Source organism: Anaerobiospirillum sp. NML120449 (assembly GCF_023051105.1).
Lineage (GTDB): Bacteria > Pseudomonadota > Gammaproteobacteria > Enterobacterales > Succinivibrionaceae > Anaerobiospirillum.
The window spans coordinates 47,259-67,052 of sequence record NZ_JALKIL010000023.1 but is presented as its reverse complement, the minus strand read 5'-3'; the positions used below and the strand labels follow the sequence as shown (position 1 = coordinate 67,052).

Sequence of the window (19,794 nt, the reverse complement as noted above, 5' to 3'; positions counted from 1 at the left end):
GCTTTACGCTTCATGTCACTTTTGCCCATAAGATCGCAAAAAGCACATAGTGCACAGTGCACAGACATTCATAAAAACACTGCAACTGACGTACGGCTGCCGCTTGCAGAGGCGTACGACTGTGCGGCTACCCCTATGTTGAGCGTGCCATAATGGCGCACTGTTGCCCTTAACAGGGGTTTTGTGACTTTATCTGACCCAATATGCACCAAAAATATGAAAAATTTTACATATCGAGGAAATTTGAGGTGGATCTCATTTTTATTTGAGCTATATTAGCTCTACTTTTTTGCACCCCGCATTAAAAGCCCCGCCAGACATGGAGAGCCTGAACCGAGGCTGTGTCACTTGCTTGCCCCTCCGGGGGTAACAGTAAGGCCGCAGCGCAGGTTTAGTCCCGTGCACAACAGCCAGGTCTTTAAACCTGGACAGCCTCCAGCCCGGCATTGCTGACAGCTTGTACTGTTGGCAGTACCGGCAGCTGGACTGATTGTGCCGGAGCCTTAATGTGTGTATCAGTGTCATTGTACGGGCAGAGCCGGTCAGTAAGACCGCCCCGCAGCATGGCATATGGTGCGCAGGGAGGACTGCAGTGCAGACTGATGCGCAGGCGTATCACTGCACAGCTGCTGTCGTTTGCCATTATCAGTTTCATAGTGGCCGTCCGGTGCAGTCTGTGGCCAGACGTAACTGTATCCATGAGAGAATGACCTTTTTCGTCATTTCCATCGATACCTGAAGTTACCTCAGGCCAGTTAGCTTTCAATACAATGGAGACGATTTCCCTGCTGATAAGGTCACGGGCTCCTAAGCGAACTCAATATCACCAGCCATAACAGGTACTGTCCCTGAGTTCCTGCAGCAGCAAAACTGTATCAGGACAGCTGCGCATCTGCTGTCCCCGCCGCCACGGCCCAGCCGCCTCTGGCGCTGACAGCTCAGCTGCACAGCAAGGTCAGGCAAGGCACAACAGTGCCATGCAACGCAGTGCTATGCAACGCAGTGAAACGACATGCAGTCCCATGCAGTGCAGCGCCATGATGCTCCTGCATTGCTGGCTGCAAGAGCAGTTTAATGTAATGCAAAACAATGCAATAAACTGCTTTGTAAAGCATTTAAACACTGAGTGATATTGTTCGCGATAAGGGCATGACCTTCCAGTAAAGATCGTGAAATTTGATTCATGACAAAAACATCTACTACTTCGCCCTTAGAGGCCGCACGTAATGCCATTACCCCTGAAGAGAAGAAGCGCCGCCTGATTCAGAGCGTTTTCTATGGCATCTGTCTGGTCCTGGGTGTGATCTTTGGCCTGATGAACAACTCTGGCATCAATGATGTCATGAGCTTTATTGCCACAGCCTTTACCCGTCTGTTCTCCTTTATTGCAGTCCCAATCATTTCCCTGGCTCTGATTACCACTCTGGCCAAACTTGGTATGGACTCCAGCTCCGGCAGAATCTTCAAAAAGACTATCTTCTACACTCTGGCCACTACCATTGTAGCTGCCATGGTGGGTGCCATTCTGTTCAAGGTTATTGCTCCAGCCAATGTTCCTGCTGAAATTGCCGGCACCGCCGACATAGGCAAGATTCAGAGCTCTTCTTACCTTGACCATATCCTCAATGTCATTCCAAACAATATCCTGCAGCCATTTGTATCAGGAAATGTACTGTCCGTACTGCTCATTTCTGCTGCTGTGGGTATTGCTCTGGCCTTAATGCCTAAAAATGAGCGCCGTGACTCTCTGCTCAACGCCATTATGGGCATGCAGGATGTGCTCTTCATGATCATCAAGTGGATCATTGCCATTCTGCCAATTGGCATCATGGGTTTCACCGCTCAGCTGATCAGCGAGTATGAAAACGGTGTTGCCCTTGGATCAGTAGCCTCCTACTTTGGTGTAGTTGTAGGTGCCAACCTGCTGCAGATGTTTGTCATCCTGCCTCTGTTCCTGATTCTGCGTGGTCTCAACCCGATTCGTGTTGCCCGTGGCATGCTGCCAGCCATTGCAGTGGCCTTCTTCTCCAAGTCCTCTGCCGGCACCCTGCCAGTTACCATGGCTTCAGCTGAGAACAACTGCGGAGTTAACCCTAAGGTTTCCCGTTTCGTTCTGCCTATCTGCACCACCATTAACATGAATGGCTGCGCCGGCTTCATTCTCATCACCTCCCTGTATCTGATGCAGAATGCCGGTATTGAGATTACCACCGGTACCGTAGTTGCCTGGATATTCATTGCCACCATCGCTGCCGTAGGCAACGCCGGTGTACCAATGGGCTGCTACTTCCTGACCATCTCACTGTTAAGCTCCATGAATGTCCCTGTACTGCTCATGGGAATCATTCTGCCTGTTTATGCTGTTATCGACATGATCGAAACCGCCATCAACGTCTGGTCTGATGCTACCGTAGCCAATATTGTAAACAAGGACCTCGAGGGCGAGCTTGAAAACGAAGGCAAGAACCACGTAGCTGCCTGATCGACGCAAGCTTGATGCGTCACATCCGGCCCTGCCCTGAGCAGCGGTCCTGACAACATAAGCGCCTGATGCCACACGGTATCAGGCGCTCTGTTTTTTACCGGAGAGCAACAGACGCCCCAACCACCGCTATGCTGCGGCTCCGGCCTCTGGCCACACTGGCCACACTGGCCTGACCAGGCGGGCCAGGCCTGTACTGCAGCCGCCTTTCGAGCAGACCCGATGCGCATAGCCTACAGGACTCATGTTGATGTGCTCTGTGCCATGTTAAATGAGCTTTTAGGCTATAATCAGGCCCGGCCTGTACGGCAAAACATCTGTTGCAGGCACATTGCAGCTGGCATCCGGACGGCCTTATGGACAACGCGAGGCGCTGGTGCGGAGTACATACCGCCGCCAGCGGCGCTGCAGGAGCATGCAGCGGTGCCGCCAAATGCTGCCCTGCAGGCGAGTGCAGCGGTGCCGCCAACGCAGCACTGCAGGCGCATGCAGCAGTGCCGCCAATGCAGCACTGCAGGCGCATGCAGCGGTGCCGCCAAATGCAGCGCTGCAGGCGAGTGCAGCGGTGCTGCAGTGAGATTTCAAGGTTTAACTGGTAACAAGGAAGGTAAGTAATGCGCAGGCTCTCACCACGCCATCAGGTATATGTAACCCGCATAGGATATTTTCTGTGCGGCTTTGCCGTGGCATGCTGGGCACCGCTTATTCCCCTGATTCAGGACCATCTGCAGCTGAGCACTGAGGCTGTTTCCTTTATGGTTCTGGCCTTTGGTATTGGCTCGGTATCGGGCATGTTTATCTCAGGATTTTTGCTGCAGTGGATTGGATTTAAAACCACCTATGCCATTTCCTGTTTTACCACCTCCGTTTCTATCTGCATACTGGCACTTATGCCAGGCTATGAGACAGTTCTGGCCGCTCTTATTGTTTTTGGCATATCCATTGGCTGCCTTGAGGTGGTGATTAACGTTTTTGCTGCCTACATTGAAAAGAAGTACCGCATCATGATGATGTCGGTGCTCTTTGGCTACTACTCCATGGGTGAGGTTGTGGGTGCAGTGCTGATGATGCTGCTACTGACCATCAGTCTGTCCCCTGCAGTGGCCATTGTTTCCCTGATTTCCATTACCTGGCTTGCCTCAGCCTGGTACATTCCAGCCATTATCAGCATCAAATCAGAGGACAAAAAGGAAAACCGCACCTTTGTCATGCCCCGTCAGCCTGTTATCTCACTGGCCCTTATTATCGCCTTTACCTATATGGTGGGCGGAGCCGTGCTCGACTGGTCAGGCCTTTATGTCACCGGGGCAGCTGATATCCCGCTTAATCTTGCTTCCTTTGGCTACTGCATTGTTGCCGCATGCATGCTGCTGTGCCGCCTGTACTCAAGAGCTGTTATCAATGTCATAGGCCCTTTCAACATTGCTTTTTACGGCGCCCTTCTGATGATTGCTGCCATGGTGTGCATGGTACAGTTCCCTAATGTCTATGTGCTTACCATCAGCTTTATTGTGCTTGGTGTGGGCATGTCCAATATCAGCCCGCTGGTAACCTCAGCCACAGGAGCCCAGACAGCCATGCCTCTGGTACCGGCCATATCCTTCCTGTCTGTCTGCGGCTACAGCGGCCTGCTGCTCGGTCCGGCCCTGCTGGGCTTTATTGCCTCCTCTTTCTCCCTGGGTGGCATTTTCCTCTTCCTTTCAGCCCTGACCGCCCTGAGCGCAGCCTTTATCTACAGCTGCCGCGCCCAGTTCAATGCTATCGACCCGCGCCACAACAGGACCGGGGCTGACAGGCCGGCATAACGCCTGCCGGACCGTTCCGGACCTTACCTGGTACTGCCTTGCAAGGCCAGGACCGTGCCAGCACACCGTCTCCCGACCGCCGCTCAGTCCGGCATTAAGGCCCACCGCTCAGTCCGGCATTAAGGCCCACCGCTCAGTCCGGCATTAAGGACCACCGCTCAGTACGGCATTAAGGCCCACCGCTCAGTCCGGCGCTCATGCCCGGCTGATATCTACAGCCCCTGAAAATAACAGCGCCCGCTCCCTGTATGCACTTGTGCAACGAGAAGCGGGCGTTGTTATTGGAGGCTACGAAGCCATGGCGCTGCAGCCAGGCTGCAGCGGACTTGCAAAGGCCTGGCTGCGCACGCGGCTTTGCTGCGCGTGCTGCCGGACCTGAGCTTAGAACATGAGCAGAGTCTTGTAGACAGGGAAGTCGTAGGACTTGAAGCGCTCAACCAGCTCAAGGGCCACCTTGCGAATTTCAGTAAGGTCGGCACCCTCGGTGATCTTCATGTCAATAGGTGAGTTTTTGGACTGGAGCACTTCCATGAGCAGATCGGCCATCTGCTCATTGGAAACATCAGGATTATCCAGCATGCAGCTTACACAGAACTTGGACAGATCGTCGATGTAGATACCGCCGCCGGTTACTGGAGAGGCCAGATAGTTGCTGGTACGACGCTGTTCTGATCTGATGGTGCCGACATTGAAGCGCTTGCAGCGCTCCTTGACCTCATCGCTGATGGTATCAGGGTTTACGGCAATATTTATAAACTCATTGCCCACGAAGAATATCATGCACTCAAGCAGAGTAATGCGGCTGACCTGCTCACCCTCGGCTCTGTCCTTATTGAGCTCATTGAGAATCTCGACAAATGAACGTACCTTGCGGTCGGTCATCATCTTAATGATTTCCTTGAGCAGCTCGGTGTGCAGGCTGATGGCACCGTGGCGGGAGCGGGCACGGCTGTAATCGTTCTCAGGATCACGGATAAAGATAAAGCAGGTCTTGTCGAGCTCTTCTTCAATCTGCTTTTCGCTGAGCTCAAGAACGCCCTTTACGTAGAGATCACTGCGGAACTGACCATTTACCAGGTAGTTGCGGGTCTCATGATACATAGGGGTCTTCTGCAGCGGAGTCAGCAGCTTGCGCTCGTCCTCGTTGAGCCAGACATTGTCCATGTTTTCCATCAGACGGGCGGCAGAAACATAGGTCAGTTTGGCTCTTTCAAAATCAGAGCTTACCTTTTCAAAGCTGGTAATATCCCAGTAGCTGTTGAGATACTCGTGGGCCAGATAATTGTTGTCTCGCTTGCCAATCTTGGAGTCGTAGGCAGCCTTCAGCAGCTCAGGATTGCTCCCCATATAGCCAGGCTTGATGCGCAGGAGCTTCTCGACGAATTCCTTGCTGGCGGTAATGGAATCGGCGTGAGTAGTACCTCTGTTGAAAGTGATCATGTGCTTGTACATGAGGTTGCGGATTGGCTCAATACTGTTAAAGCCCGGGCCGCAATTGTAGGACACATACAGTACGCCGCCCACCTTGAGCTTTCTGGCGACGAAATCAACAATAGTCTGCTGATTGGCAGGAGAAATCCATGACCAGATGCCATGCAGACAGATATAGTCGAACATTGGCAGCTCTGGACGGGAGGCAAACTGGTCAAAGGCATCGTCACTGAGCTTGACCTCAATGGACTGGGAATCAATCAGATGACGGGCATAGTTTACCTGGGAAGGATTGAAGTCAGTACCAAACCACTTAACCTCAGAAGCACAGCCATGCAAAATTGCGCTGATACCGTTACCAAAACCCAGCTCACAGGCGGCAGTATCCGGACCGAGCTCAGGGAAGCGCACGCCCCTGGTCAGGAAATTAAAGCGCAGTTCCAGAGGGTTGAGAATATGGAAGTATCCATACTCATAATTGGTTTCGGTAACGTAACCCATATTCCAACTTTGCACTGGTTAATCTCCTCAATTATGGCAAGAACCGCCCGCCCGCAGGCTATGCGCCTGCAGGACAAGACAGTCCCGGAATACTGACAGAAAACAAAATAAGGCTGCCCACCTGCCTGCCATGGGGTCTTTGCCCCTGCACCACCGGCAGCCGCCATGCCATGGCCATGCCATAGCAATGGCTATGGCCGAGGCAAGGCTGCCAGTGGGGACAGAAAAAATCGGGAACCTGTTGCAGCAAAAAAATAAGATTACATCAATCTGTGCTGCGCACTGCACCACTAATGCACAGTTCATGCCCATAGAAACAGCAAATCCTGCTGTCTTTGCTCTAAAGATAGCAATGTATTGATAATTACGCGCGTTTTACCATGCTCAAAGCTGCAGGCAGGTTATGAAATCAGAATGGCCAGTCCAGGTAAGAAATACTCATCAGGTGCACGCTCAGGCCTCTGGCTGCGACCATGCCCCACTCACGGAATCATTGCATGGGACAGGCCGGGCTGCAGACAGGGTGTTATCAGGCCTGACGTGATGGGGCTGGCATGGCGTCGCCCTGCAGCGGGGTTGCTGTGGCTGCATCGGCTGCGGCAATGGCCTGGGCGTCAGCCTGGCGGGCGGTAATGCGGCTTAAAATCTCACCTGCCAGACTTAAGTAGGCCCGTGAGCCTATGCAGGTGCGATCGTAAAGTATAACCGGACGGCCGGTAGAAGGGGCTTCGCTTACCTGTGAGCAGAAAGGAATGATGGTGTTGAAGAGCATGGTACCCATATTGGACTTGAGGTCGGCTGCAATTTTCTGGGACAGAGGCTCGCCCTGGGTGTAGATAGTACGGACAATGCCCATCAGATGCACACGAGACAGACCTCTGCGCTTGAGACTTTCAAACAGGCGCATCAGGCTGCCAAGGCCCTCAACGGCAAAGTAATCACAGGTAGTAGGAATAATCAGTTCATCAGCGGCACACAGGGCGTTGATGGTCAGCAGATTGAGTGCAGGCGGGCAGTCAATGATGAGCACATCGTAAATCTGGCGCAGCGGGCGTAAGGCCTCGGCAAGGCGCTGCTCACGACCATGCTCATTGTCAGCCCTGATGCAGAAAGCGGTTAAATCGTCTGAGGCAGGAATAAGGTCGAATTTGCCGGTACGGTAAGGTTTGATGCACGGTACCAGCGAGGAGCCGTCGATAAGCGCATTGCCCGAGCTGATAAAGCTCGATGGGCGATCGCGCAAAATTGATACGGTAGCCGAGCCCTGAGGGTCAAGGTCAATAAGCAGCACCTTACGTCTGGTGCCGGCAAAGGCGCAGCACAGATTAATGGCTGTAGAGGTCTTGCCTACTCCACCCTTGTTATTGGCAACAGCTATTACTAACGAATTACTTCTCACTTTAAGCCTCGGCTGAAAGCCAATCCAGATTAACCATATCGCAAGCTGCACTCAGCTGCGACGCCCGGCAGCGTCGTCTTCACTGCTGCACAAATACTCAGGTCACAATCTCACTCACTTCCGGCGCCCGCACAGCTGTGCGTTGCGCTTACGCGCCTGCGCGCCTTGCACTGCCACGCGCAGCCCTCATTGTCATGCGCAGCCCGCACTGCCGTGCGTTGCGCCTGCGCGCCTGCCAGCCTGTCCAGGTGCCCTGGCAACATAACGGGCCATGTGCCATGGCAACAGGAGGCATGAGCTCATGCCTGAAAGATGTCAGTTGTGACGGCCTGCCCCTTACGGGCAAGTGTCGTGCCATGATGTACAGGGGCCATGCATAAAGGCTTTGCCCCAAGTCTATTGTATTAGCAAAAGCCCTAAAGGGCAAAAGTCCCCGCCACTGCCAAAAGCAATGCACCACTAAACGCAAAGCGAGTCCACAGGCCTCTTCAGGCAGCAATAGCCATCATGAGCCAAAGGCCAGAGGGCTCGCCATACCTCCCCATACTGATAAAAAGTGCCATTGACCACGTATCTCCGCCCCTGCAAATGGCTGTACCATCCTTGCTCAAAGCATGCCCTGGCGCGCAGGACGGAGGCGGCTCCTGCCCAGCTGCCAGGCCATAGACCTGTCACTGGCCTCGGGCCTGGGCATAGCCATGGGCATGGGCAAGGCCATAGGAATAGGCATAGCCATAGGAATGGGCAAGGCCATAGGAATGGGCATAGCCATAGGAATGGGCAAGGCCATAGGAATGGGCATAGCCATAGGAATGGGCATAGCCATGGGAGTGGGCATAGCCATAGGAATGGGCATAGCCATGGGAGTGGGCAAGGCCATGGGAATGAGCAGACTCAGGCCTGTACTTATGTGCCCGTACCTGACAGAAATGCACCACATTCAACAAAAATGACATGATGGTTCAGGTACCAGGTGCATTTCTGATATCATAATTGGATAATGTATCTATAAAATCAGGCAAGGATGGCATTTTTTACAGCATGAGCTGCACAGATTAACCGGCAGCTGCTGCAGGCAGTCATCAGCCGGGACTTTAAGCGCTGCCCGGCACATGCTCTTGATACAGGCGTAATAACATGCTGACAGGCATAATCTTATGCCCGATCACCAGTGACAAATGGCCAGATTACGGCTTTTGACCATAAAAATGGCCGGTGCGATAAAGCATACTTGTCATCAAGCACAGCACATCCTGCGGCTGTCTATACTGCTGGCCATGAAGAAAACAGATTTATAAGGCCATAAACAGGCCGGTAAAAATAGTTTTGTTGGTTTTTGTGCCTTATAATAGGCTGTGTGTTTTACCAGCGTGACCACAGCGCCCTGTTACGAACATGAGTTCGAAAGACCCGCGCAAATACAGTCAGACTGTACCTGATTACATACAGCTGATAAGGTCAGAGTAACGAACAGCTGTGCCAGCATGTTCGCAGAGCATTTTCCATTTATGCCATTTATGCCCGGTATCAGCCAGTCAAGCTGAGCCTGAAACCATCAAGACTCACATGCCATGGAAAGCCGCTGACAGTGCCCGTATGTGCACAAAGACATGACCGCAATGCTACAGGCCCAGCATGGCGAATGCTCAGCATGGCTGCTACACTGCATGGCGAATGCACGGCACTGCTGCATACCCAGCATGGCGAATGCACGGCACTGCTGCATACCCAGCCTGGATAAGGCTCAGCATGGCGGCTGCCCCGCATGGCGAATCTACTGCATTACCGCATAATGAATGCATGACTGAATACCAGTATTCCAGGGAGCTGCTCAACGCAGTACAGAGTACTGGAAACCAGATGAGGTGCAGGCCGGACCAGGAATCTGAACCTCGCCCGTGTACGGCAGCATGGTCACAAGCATATAAGGATTTAACTGCATCATAGTCAGCCATGCAGTTCAATAAGAATTTACGTCAAGCCGGCCCGTGAGAACAGAAAATCAGGCACGGCGCTGCCGCACCCGAACAATAACAGACCAGAGGCTGCACTCTTGAGGCGACAATCCATCCATCAGGAGTCCTCCTGCAAGGAAGCACCACTCGACCGCTGCAAACGAACCAGACCGTCCCGGACAATTCCCGTTTTACCCAATGTCATTCCATCAACTGTCATGCCCGTCACTGCCAGTGGCCTTGAGCATCGATATGGCATGCCATGCAATGAGCTCAGACAAGTCCCCCGATTTCAGGGCACAGGTCCCAGACGGCATGGCAACAGCACTGACTGCATGACAAATGTCACATGGCACAGCTCCTTTGGTCGCTCGTCCCGTTCACTGTGTCCTGAGGTGAAGAGCCGGATTGAACCTGCTGATTATGGTCCCTGGGCGGACTGATGCGCTGTGGTCTGATTTTTTAAGTTTAATATTTCTCTATTTGATGAGCCGACCGGGCAGCCTGAGCTGCACCGGACGACAGTCGGCCGCATATGAAGCTGATGCCCTTTTGATGGGTCCAGGCAGTTGCGGAGCTGGCTTATATCCCATGACACGGCCTCTGACTGGATGTCAGCATGTGCCCGTGTTACGGATATGCAGATTTTTCAGCCGTCCCTGAGGCTGCCCCCTGTCTGGTCATGATGACAACAAGGCAGGGCACAAAGCGCTCCGGGGCCGGGCCAACCTAGAACTTGGTATGTTGCATGTTTACTCTTAAACCTAAACCAGGTGCAGCTTCGCTTCTGCGTACACGTACCCGTAAGGCCAAGAAACTGATTCTGTCTTACGGCACCATACTTTTCATGATCTTCTCAGTATTTCTGATCGCGTCCTTATATCTGATGCGTCAGAACATTCTGTCCAATTCCAATACTGTAGGTTATGAAGTTGCGCAGCGTCTGGATGCCTCCTTACAGGTAGAGTTCCAGAAGCAGAAGCAGTTTGTCGAGTTCATTGCCCACTATGCTGATATCTTCCTGCAGGATCATGCCGATGACCCTGATGGTGGCCGTGCTGCATTCGATCTGTGGATGAAGCAGACCGAGGCTGAGCTGCAGTCCAAGCAAAAAGACTTGCGCATTGATATCTACGCCTCCATTGACGGTCAGATAGTCTCCCCTACCTACTGGGACGGAGACGCTTTCCTCATTACCGAAGCCCGCCCATGGTACAAAGCTGCCATGAAGGCCGAGCCTGGCAAAGCCGCCATTCTCGACCCTTATACCGATATCTTTACCAACACCGTAATTACCACTGTTTCTGCCCGTATTGGCAATACCAACAACGTTTTTGCCATTGACCTCTATCTGGAGAGCGCCTCCCAGTCATCATCCTTTGCCTATCTGGTATCTGAAAACTACTGTTTCTACCTTGTAGACAGCAAGGGTACGGTCATTCTCTACTACACTCCTTTCAACGCCAACTACTCCCAGATTCAGCGCTACGTGTCCTCATTCTTTGAGACCAATGTAAAGAATCACGTACCGGGAACAGAGGAGCCTATTACCGATCTCATGGGTGACAAGCGCAATGTCTTTGCCACCTACAATCCGGAGACTGGCTGGTACACCATTGCCACAACGCTGTACTCGGACATACTGTTCAACTACCACATGATTTCCAATCTCTTCCTGCTGATGGTAGTGATCTTCATCATTATCGAAGTATGGATGGTATGGCGTGAGTATCATCTCTCATCTCAGATTGAGACCACCAATGAAGCTCTCAAGGTACTGGGCAATTCCTACCAGGTAATTCTGCGTGTCAACTTCAAGATGGGCACCTTTACCACGCTCAAGGCGCCTGATCACATGCGCCTGCGCCTTGCTACCCGCAACAGCTTTGATGATCTGCTGTCCGTATTCTCAGACATGGTCATTCCTGAGAGCTGGAACAATTTCTACAAGAATTTCTCCCTGAACCACCTGCGCAATCTGGCTTCGCTGTCCATTCGCGACTTCGGTCATGACTATCAGCTCAAGCTCAACAACGATAATCACTACAAGTGGTTCAATGCCCGTATTCTCTTTGATGAGTCTCTGGACCTTGATGAGTCCATCATCTGCTTCAAGCTCATCGACGAGGAAAAGATTACTGAAATCGAAGAGCACCAGCTGCTGGCTGACGCCCTTGAGCAGGCCAAGAAGAACGAAGAGTCCAAGAATGTCTTCTTTGCCAACATGTCCCATGACATGCGTACTCCGCTCAACGGCATCATAGGTCTGTGCCAGATTGGTATTAACCATCTCAAGCAGAGTGATGTCAACAGCCTGCCAGATGTCTTCAAGAAGATGACCACAGCCTCTCATCAGCTGCTGGCTCTGGTGGACGACATTCTGGAAGTTGCCCGACCTCAGATGGAAAGCAAGCTGACCCTTGAGCCTTTTGACATTGTTCACGCCGTGCAGGAAAACATCGATGTGTTCAAGGTCAACGCTCTGTCTCAGGGCAAGCAGGTCAACCTTACCTGTGACGTCAAGCACAAGGTGGTTATTGGCGATTCAGCCAAGCTCCGTCAGATCCTCAACAATCTGGTATCCAACTCCCTGAAGTACTCTCACAGGGGCTGTGTGGTCAATATCAGCATCCGCGAGATTCTGCACCTGCACAAGCCATCATTCATGATTGAAGTTTCTGATACCGGTATTGGCATGGAAAAGACCTTCCTTGCCAAGCTCTTTGCCCCTTACGCCCGTGAGCTGCGCCTCAACTCCGTTCAGGGTACCGGCCTTGGCATGTCCATTGTGAAAAATGTGGTTACCATCATGGGTGGTGATATCAAGGTCAAATCAGCCGTTGATGTCGGTACTACCTTTACCATCAATATTCCATTCCGTCTTGCTGATGACGAAACCACAGCCCGCATCGAAAAGGATACTGAAAAGAGTGCCATGCGCAGTGACGAGCTTGAGGCCCGTGGCTCCCGCGTGGTTGAGGACAAGGCTCAGGACAGCAAGCCAGCCGTTAAGAGTACTGACAGTATCGAAGACCCGCTGGTCAAGAACTTCATCGACAATTTCAGCCTGTCCAATCTCAATATCCTCATTGTTGAAGACAATCAGCTCAATATGGAGATTGCCTGCGACATTCTGGGCATGAAGGGCGTAAACCTGACCTCTGCCTGGGACGGTGTCCAGGCCGTGGAGACCTTCACCAGCAATCCGGCCTTTACCTTTGACGCTATCCTTATGGATATGCGCATGCCTAATATGGATGGCTGTGAGGCTTCCTCACATATTCGTGCCAGCTCAAATAAGGACGCTGCAACTGTCCCTATTATTGCCTGTACCGCCAATGCTTTCACCGAAGACATTGCCGCCACTCAGAATGCCGGCATGAACGCCCACGTTTCCAAGCCGCTGGACTTCACCGTTCTGGAGCATGTCCTGGCCAAGGTTATCTCCAGCCGTCCTGACCTCAAGGAACTGTTACAGGTCCACGCAAGCCGCAAGGACGCTGCCCCGGCCCCTGCCGCACCTGCTTCCCCTGCCGCAGCTGCTGCACCTGCCGCAGCTCCAGCGGCTGCCCCGGCATCGGACGCAGCTGTCGCTGCTGCTGATGCACTCAGCGCTGAGCAGCCAGCTGCTCTGCCAGAGCAGGCCAGTGCATCCCCAGATGTCTCTGAGTCTGCCGGGGCAGCACAGGACGCTGCTCATGACGACTTGCCTGCAGCCGCACCGGCTGACTCAAATGATGCAGCACCTGCTGACCTGGCTGCAGCACCAGCTGACTCAACTGCAGCCGTACCGTCAGCCCCAGCTGCAACAGCATCGGCTGCTGAAACCGGTTCTGCCAGCGGGCTGACCAGTAACGCCGCCAGCAATGTTGAGTTCAATGAAATTGTTATCACCAGCTCCGACATGGTTCATGAGGAACACAGTCAGCGCAGTGGCAAAAACGGCGAGCCTGCAAGCCGCTATGGCCGTCTTACCAGTGAGCAGTCCGTAATCAGCAATATGGAAAAGCCACCGGTAGTGCCAAAGACCGATATCAAAAAGGTTGAAGCTGACATCCCTGAAGCATCCTCTGCTGATGACAGCGAAGGACTGACCCACGAGCAGCTGCGAGAGCAGGAAAAGCGTGAGGCTCAGGCCCTTCTTGCAGGCGAAGCATCAGGCAATGACAGCTCAGCCTCCTTACTGCCCGGAGGACCTGAACACTCTCCCAGTCAATTCCGGCCGCCGGTAGCTCCAAAGCACCCGCTCAAGATGGTGACTGATGGCCGCAACGATCTTGAGTATGACTCAGACACAACTCTGGCTCTGGACAGCGGCAGCGTCAACAGCATTACTGCTGAAGAAGAGTCCCATGCCAGCTATGAGAAGGAGAAAAAAGTCCGACTCAGTCTGGGACCGGTGCTTAAATCCTTAAGCGCCAAGGCCAGCCGCTCCAGCCGGAGTGTCAAGATGCACACCAATATCGAAAATCGCAGCCTTGATTACTCTCACCTGGGTGAGAGCACTCACTACACCAGTATCAAGCGCCGCAGCGGCGACAGGATCGATATCCGCAGCCAGCTCAACCGCAGTGATGCCAAATCTCAAGGCAGCATCACCGACACTGATAACAAATAATCCCGGCCCGGCTTCCCTGCCGGACCTTATATGCGCGCGGCCGCCTCCTGCACCTGCAGCAGCGTCTGAGGATGCAGCCGAGTACGATGCGTGCAGCCGCTGAGCAGCAGGTCCCGACTGGACCTGCTGCTATTCCGTACCTGGGAGTAATACTCCAGGCCTGAGCCAGGGCGCAGACGCTATGATAAGGTGACTGAGCTCTGGACATATTCAATATGCCATGTTGCAGAGGCAGTACGTCATGCCACTGATGCAGGTATGGCAGCGTGGTTTGTGGTCCCTGCGATATTATTTGGCGACCTGCAGTCGCGATATCCGGCCACCGGCCCTGCGGGCGTTATAATTACTGGACAAATTCATTTTTTCTTAGTCTGCTCACCGAGGGGTAAAAATGACTTTACAAGAGTTACGCAATGTCATCGACATTGATGTGGACGGTTCTCTGGCCCGTTTTGCCAATATGGAGGCCATGTATCTGAAGTACTTAAAGCGCTTCAATACTGAACCTACTCTGGACAGCCTTGATGCTGCCGTCGCTGCCAGCGACTTTGGCGCTCTTGAGACCACAGCCCACACCCTCAAGGGTATCTGTGGCAACCTGGGCCTCAATACCCTGTTCAACGGCTACAACGACATTGTCAAAGCCGTTCGTGAGCAGCGTAACGACGATGCCCTCAAGCTCGTAGAGGCCATCAAAGCCGAGGTCAGCAAGACCCGCGACGCCATCGCCCAGCTGGACTGATAAACACAGCCCCCTGCTCTCTGTCGGCAAGTGTGCGGCCGCAAGGGCGCAGCCTGCTGTAACAGCGGCGGCCTTGCCGACGGCCATGCCTGGCCGAGCCGTCCCGGACGGCTGAGCTGACTTGCTCATCCATGGCTTAGCTGACCTGCCCAGGGGCACTTATCATACAGGTAGCCGCCTGGACCCTGGTGCTGTGAACTTTGGGAGCACAGACCGGCAAATTGTCATGGCAAGCCCATAGTTAATGGCACTGGCTGAAAAGGCATCCGTCCATTTTCATATTGATAAATGACGTCTTTTTTCTAAAATTTGCTACATATGTAGTCATATCTAGGAAAAAGACTTAAAATGTCAGTTACAAGGGATTTAGACGGGATAACTGTGCCCTGATGCAAGGCAAAGATCTGAATTGTCAGATCATCGCAAAGGGGACAGAGCTTTTGTGAGCTCTGGGCCAGAACATCACCGGTTTGCGGCCATGCTGACCGGACAGCTGTCATATTGTCAAAGCAGCGCTGTTCCGGCTGGCAACATCAAAGGCTCTACGACCAGGACAAGTTTATTCACCGTTGCCGGGCGCAAGTAACATCGGCCCGGAATCAGCCGCAACCAGCCGCCCATCGGCATATGCCGGTGCCAGCCGGTTACAGACCGGTAACGGGCAGCTGCGGCACTGGCAGCAAAATTGTGCTGCCTCAATACCTGCGGGCTGACGCCTGCAGGATAATGCGAACCTTTTCTTTTACCGGTACAGGCCATGGCCTGCTGCTTTTGCAGCCCAGCCTGAGGGCGGGTACCGGAACAAGGCGGACCTGCAGAGCTGATAACTCGGCCGCTCCCGGGACGGGGAGTATGCCAGGTCCATAAATGACTCATCTGGAGGGGTGATGGACATTCAAGATCAGAAAGACACCATTCTTATCGTGGATGACATCGAGATGAATCGCGAGATTCTCGACTGTATTTTCACTAAGGACTACCACACACCACAGTTTGGTAATGGTCTGGATGCTTTTAACTATACCAGGGACCATGCTGACGAGATTGTGGCCGTACTGCTTGATATCACCATGCCGGTGATGGATGGCTATGGCTATCTGGAGAAGATCCGCGAACACAATCTGCTCAATGGTGTGCCTATCTTCCTCATTACTGCAGAAGACCGTGATGAGCAGCTTGATGCTTTCCAGTATCAGATCTCTGACATTATTGAAAAGCCATTCAATCCTGCTTTCCTGCTCAAGCGTGTGACCTCTCAGATTGAGCTGTACAAGATTCACCGCTCTCTTGAGTACAAGAATCTGCTGCAGGAACGTGAGATTGCCCGTAAGAACAAGGAATTCTCCGAAGTTAACGTACGCGTTATCTCCACCCTGGCTCTGGCCATTGAATTCCGCTCCGGTGAAACCGGCAAACACGTTCTTTCTATCCGCAACATAACTTTCCGTCTGTTAAGAAAGCTGCGTGATCTGGGCTTTGAGGGCTGTGCTCAGCTGACTGATGAGGACATCAGCAATATTGCCTATGCCTCAATTCTCCATGACATAGGCAAGATCGCCATCCCTGATGCCATTCTCAACAAGCCAGGCAGACTTACCCCAGAGGAGTTTGATGTCATCAAGACTCACACCGTTCGCGGTGCCGAGCTCATCAGCAAGATTGGCGTTGAGACCTCTGACATCCTCAAATATGCCTATGACATCTGTCTGCACCACCATGAGCGCTATGATGGCCGTGGCTATCCAGAAGGTCTCAAGGGTGACGAGCAGAGCGTATGCTCTCAGGTAGTAGGACTTGCTGACGTGTACGACGCCCTTACTCAGGAGCGCTGCTACAAGAAGGCTTTCAGCCACGAAACAGCCATGGAGATGATTTGCTCCAACCAGTGCGGCATCTTCAATCCTGATCTCATCGACGTCTTCAAGCGCGTTATCGGTGACATCCTGCGCGATGACATCCACAAACAGGATCTGCCAGGCCTGGCAATTAATTCCTAAAACTTTTATAACAGCGTTAAGCCCCATATCCGACCAGTTCAGCCGGAAGCGAGCTCAAGCTCAAGCACAACCTTAACGCTGTTGCCTATCCTGCAGCTGCCCGGCCCTGCTGGCACCGCTGCAGCCCCCAGGCCCGTTCTGGAGCGACATTCTCCTCTGTCATGGCGGCGCCGTCCCTGCCAGCCATCAAGCTCCAGCTATCAGCCCGCTGCCCTCAAGGCAGCGGGCTTTGCTCTTTATGGCCCCCTGACATTCAACTGTCCGCCCATCCAGGCCCAGGACCTCATGCCCATGCCTGCAGCCCTGCCGGCCGCACGGTCGTCCTGCGGGCATGGGCTGCTGACCTGGCGGCCCCGGCAAGCCGCATGGCAGGCCTTGCGGCCATGCAGACCGTGCCGGCTGCCCCAATGTTGTGCCCTGGGCGGCAAGTACGTATAAGTCGTACTTTTACAGGGATAGCGCGCCCTGATATGGACCATGAGGCGCGCTGGGCATGCCTATGAAAGGATAAATGCGTAATCAGGGACATTTTTTCTTTAAGTACGGGTTCATGGTTGCTAAAATAGCGCTGTTTTTTATCGGGGACATCCTTTGATAAAGCTGACTGATTCAGTCATTTATGCAGTGGGAGGCGCTCCAGGCTGAGCCTTATTGGTTTTGTGGCTTTTGGTCCAGGCGGCCAAAGGGCATGGAACGTCCAACCATCTTTTTTAGAAAACCACATTTTGGGGGAAACGACCAATGCGTTTCAAACAAATTGCTGCCTGCTGCAGCGGCCTTGCCTGTGCTGCCCTGGTGAGCGTCAGCTCCACCGCCTTCGCCGCCGAGAAGAAAGTTAATATCTGGAACTGGAGTGACTACATGGCAGAAAACACTGTCAGTGAGTTCACCAAAGACACAGGTATTGCAGCCAACTACGTAACTTTCGACTCCAATGAACTGGTAGAGGCACGCCTGCTTTCCGGCAACACCGGCTTTGATGCCATTATGATGACCTCTTACTATGTTCCACGTCTGGCTGCTGCCGGCGCTCTGGAGAAGATAGACAAGAGCAAAATCTCCAACTACAGTGACCTCGATAAAAAGCGCATGGAGCTGCTGGCTACTATCGATCCGGACAACGCCTACGCTATTCCATATACTGAGATTTCCCTTGGTATTGGCTACAACACCAAAAAGATCGAAGAGATCTTTGGCAAGGGCACCAAAATCGACAGCTGGGACTTCATTCTCAATGAGGAAAATGCCTCCAAACTTGAAAAGTGCGGTATTGCTGTTCTGGACTCCCCTGTTGAGGTAATCTCCAGCATCCAGCACTATCTCAAGAAAGATCCGGCCTCTGAAAAGCGCTCTGACTATGAAGACGCCCAGGAAGTGCTGACCCGCTTTGCCCGTCACGTAGCCTACTTCCACTCCAGCCGTTACATCAATGATCTGGCCTCTGGTGATATCTGCCTTGCTATCGGCTACTCAGGAGACATCCTCCAGGCCAATGACCGTGCCGTTGCCGCCAAGCGTGATTACAACATCAATTATGTCTTCCCTAAGGAGGGCTCACTGCTGTGGTTTGACTGCTGGATCTTGCCTAAGAACTCTGCCAATGCCGCCAATGGCCTGCAGTGGATCGACTATCTGATGCGCCCTGAGGTAGCTTCACAGATCTCAAACGAGATTCGCTACATCCTGCCTCTGAACAAGGCCATTGCCAATATTGATCCAGATCTGTCAGCCAATCCAAGCATTAACCTGACTCCTGAGCTGCTTGAAGTAGCCTACTTCCCTAAGGCCCCTTCAGCCCGTCTGTCCAAGATTCACAACCAGATCTGGAACTCAATGAAGCTCAATTCCACCAAGGAAGAAGAGGGCTCAGGCTGGGAATAACAGCCAGCAGCTCAAGGAGCCACTGGCCCACGGCATCCAGCTTCCGGCAACCACCGCCGGGCACCTGCCCACGGCATCCAGCTTCCGGCACCTGCCTACGGCACCAGACTCTGGCAACCACCGCCGGCCAGTGGCCCCAACCAGCAAAGGCATGGCATGACCATGCACGCACAGCGCTCCGGCGCTGTGCTCCCAGGGCAGGAGCAACACTCCTGCCCTGGCTTTTTTTTACCCTGTCCATTCCTACGCAGCCACCTCGCGGCCCATCGCGGGCATGTGGCCATCTCCACATCACAGCACTCTCTGCACGCAGCCGCAGTCACCTCTGGCCATAGCGCCTGCTCATGCCCACTTCGGCTCAGGCCTACCCCTGTACGACTCATCCAACCAACTGCCATTCCGCCTCAGTCATCCACCTGCAAGCCCTACAGCCGACAGCCATTCCGACTCAGTCAACTCTTCTCATAGCATTACATCAATTCATGTACTCAAACCAGGCAAAATTACAGTCGACTCTTAACTTAATTGTTAATTTTACCTTATTGCTAAAACAACAATATGTTATATAAACGCTGCAAACACACTTAGTATATACCTGAATTACTGATATTTATGAGGTTCTTGCCCACTGCCATGATAGGAGCATCAGGACTGAAAATGTCCCTGCCTGCTTTAAATCCATAAATCGGCGCTGTCCAGTGCAGTCATCGGACGCAGGTCATCGACTGGACAGTGGTCAGCATTCAGGGACTGCAGTTCAAAATGGAGTTTCAAGGTTCTTAAGGCTGGCTTTATGGCAGCTGAAAGCGGCTCTGAATTGTAGCTGCTCCAGATGGCCAGAGCACTCTCCAGGGGCCGTACAGCATGCAATGCGCAGGGGTGTGCAGTTCGCGAAGTTGTGCGGTGCTCGGGGGTGTGCAGTTTGCAAAGCCGTTTGGTGCTCTGGGCGTGCTGTGCCGACAGTGCTGTGCAGCTGGAGTGGA

General features: G+C 53.0%; 9 protein-coding genes. 6 read left to right on the top strand and 3 right to left on the bottom strand.

What is annotated here, in order from left to right:
- Nucleotides 1–1,183 precede the first annotated feature (1,183 nt).
- Both MXE41_RS07845 and MXE41_RS07840 read left to right on the top strand, forming a co-directional pair.
- Nucleotides 1,184–2,482 carry a dicarboxylate/amino acid:cation symporter gene (locus MXE41_RS07845; protein WP_246977101.1) on the top strand — a complete coding sequence of 433 codons (1,299 nt, stop codon included), beginning with the start codon at nucleotides 1,184–1,186 and terminating at the stop codon, nucleotides 2,480–2,482.
- Nucleotides 2,483–3,096: 614 nt separating this feature from the next.
- A complete protein-coding gene (locus MXE41_RS07840) occupies nucleotides 3,097–4,287 on the top strand; it encodes an MFS transporter (RefSeq protein WP_247100099.1) in 1,191 nt (396 codons plus the stop codon).
- Between the two features lie 381 nt (nucleotides 4,288–4,668).
- Here MXE41_RS07840 and MXE41_RS13240 read toward each other — a convergent pair whose 3' ends face one another.
- The 3 genes from MXE41_RS13240 to MXE41_RS07825 form a co-directional block, all read right to left on the bottom strand.
- Nucleotides 4,669–6,234: a class I SAM-dependent methyltransferase gene (locus MXE41_RS13240; protein ID WP_246977103.1), complete on the bottom strand. Its 1,566-nt coding sequence runs from the start codon at nucleotides 6,232–6,234 to the stop codon at nucleotides 4,669–4,671.
- 514 nt (nucleotides 6,235–6,748) lie between these two features.
- The gene (locus MXE41_RS07830) at nucleotides 6,749–7,618 is read right to left on the bottom strand and encodes a ParA family protein (RefSeq protein WP_246977104.1); all 870 of its coding nucleotides are present in this window, start codon (nucleotides 7,616–7,618) and stop codon (nucleotides 6,749–6,751) included.
- Nucleotides 7,619–8,289: 671 nt separating this feature from the next.
- A complete protein-coding gene (locus MXE41_RS07825; RefSeq protein ID WP_247100098.1) occupies nucleotides 8,290–8,574 on the bottom strand; it encodes a hypothetical protein in 285 nt (94 codons plus the stop codon).
- 1,747 nt (nucleotides 8,575–10,321) lie between these two features.
- Between MXE41_RS07825 and MXE41_RS07820 the strand changes: the two genes are divergently transcribed.
- The 4 genes from MXE41_RS07820 to MXE41_RS07805 all read left to right on the top strand — a co-directional run bounded on the left by MXE41_RS07820 (nucleotide 10,322) and on the right by MXE41_RS07805 (nucleotide 18,811).
- The gene (locus MXE41_RS07820; protein WP_247100097.1) at nucleotides 10,322–14,191 is read left to right on the top strand and encodes a hybrid sensor histidine kinase/response regulator; all 3,870 of its coding nucleotides are present in this window, start codon (nucleotides 10,322–10,324) and stop codon (nucleotides 14,189–14,191) included.
- Between the two features lie 391 nt (nucleotides 14,192–14,582).
- Nucleotides 14,583–14,933, top strand: coding sequence for an Hpt domain-containing protein (locus MXE41_RS07815; RefSeq protein ID WP_247100096.1), 351 nt, complete (start codon nucleotides 14,583–14,585; stop codon nucleotides 14,931–14,933).
- An 887-nt stretch (nucleotides 14,934–15,820) separates the two neighbouring features.
- Nucleotides 15,821–16,930 carry an HD domain-containing phosphohydrolase gene (locus MXE41_RS07810; RefSeq protein WP_246977107.1) on the top strand — a complete coding sequence of 370 codons (1,110 nt, stop codon included), beginning with the start codon at nucleotides 15,821–15,823 and terminating at the stop codon, nucleotides 16,928–16,930.
- A 741-nt stretch (nucleotides 16,931–17,671) separates the two neighbouring features.
- Complete coding sequence (locus MXE41_RS07805) at nucleotides 17,672–18,811, top strand: polyamine ABC transporter substrate-binding protein (protein WP_247100095.1); 1,140 nt, start codon at nucleotides 17,672–17,674, stop codon at nucleotides 18,809–18,811.
- Nucleotides 18,812–19,794 lie beyond the last annotated feature (983 nt).

Bases quoted from the DNA above. Each gene is read 5' to 3' on its own strand.
- MXE41_RS07845 (WP_246977101.1), top strand. From the start codon at position 1,184: ATGACAAAAACATCTACTACTTCGCCCTTAGAGGCCGCACGTAATGCC.
- MXE41_RS07840 (WP_247100099.1), top strand. From the start codon at position 3,097: ATGCGCAGGCTCTCACCACGCCATCAGGTATATGTAACCCGCATAGGA.
- MXE41_RS07825 (WP_247100098.1), bottom strand. From the start codon at position 8,574: ATGTCATTTTTGTTGAATGTGGTGCATTTCTGTCAGGTACGGGCACAT.
- MXE41_RS07820 (WP_247100097.1), top strand. From the start codon at position 10,322: ATGTTTACTCTTAAACCTAAACCAGGTGCAGCTTCGCTTCTGCGTACA.
- MXE41_RS07815 (WP_247100096.1), top strand. From the start codon at position 14,583: ATGACTTTACAAGAGTTACGCAATGTCATCGACATTGATGTGGACGGT.
- MXE41_RS07810 (WP_246977107.1), top strand. From the start codon at position 15,821: ATGGACATTCAAGATCAGAAAGACACCATTCTTATCGTGGATGACATC.
- MXE41_RS07805 (WP_247100095.1), top strand. From the start codon at position 17,672: ATGCGTTTCAAACAAATTGCTGCCTGCTGCAGCGGCCTTGCCTGTGCT.